1 protein-coding gene is annotated in these 279 nt (G+C 44.1%); it reads left to right on the top strand.

What is annotated here, in order from left to right:
• Nucleotides 1-267, top strand: a 267-nt coding sequence (locus tag AAEY88_RS13200) for a hypothetical protein (protein WP_350563120.1), incomplete at its 5' end; no start/stop codon positions are given.
• Between the last annotated feature and the right edge of the window lie 12 nt (nucleotides 268-279).

Below are 279 nucleotides of genomic sequence, written 5' to 3'. Positions count from 1 at the left end.
GATGCTTACCTTACAGCAAACGGCTGTGCGGGTGGCTATACTGGTGGTGTTGATCCCGAGCCAGGCGTAGATGATATCTCTCTTAGCGCTTCAGGTTACAAATCAAAAGGCACTAAATTTGTTGATTTAAGTTGGAATGGCGCAGCAACAAGCCAAGTTGATATCTACCGCAATAGTAGCAAAGTCATTACCACTGCAAATAATAATGCCTACACCGACAGTATAAATACTAAAGGGGGGTGGTACGTATACATATCAAGTATGTGAAGCGCTGAGCAC

Source organism: Psychrobacter sp. CAL346-MNA-CIBAN-0220, assembly GCF_040309805.1.
Lineage (GTDB): Bacteria > Pseudomonadota > Gammaproteobacteria > Pseudomonadales > Moraxellaceae > Psychrobacter.
The sequence above is the reverse complement of the archived record's forward strand: the minus strand, read 5'-3'. Positions and strand labels throughout refer to the sequence as shown.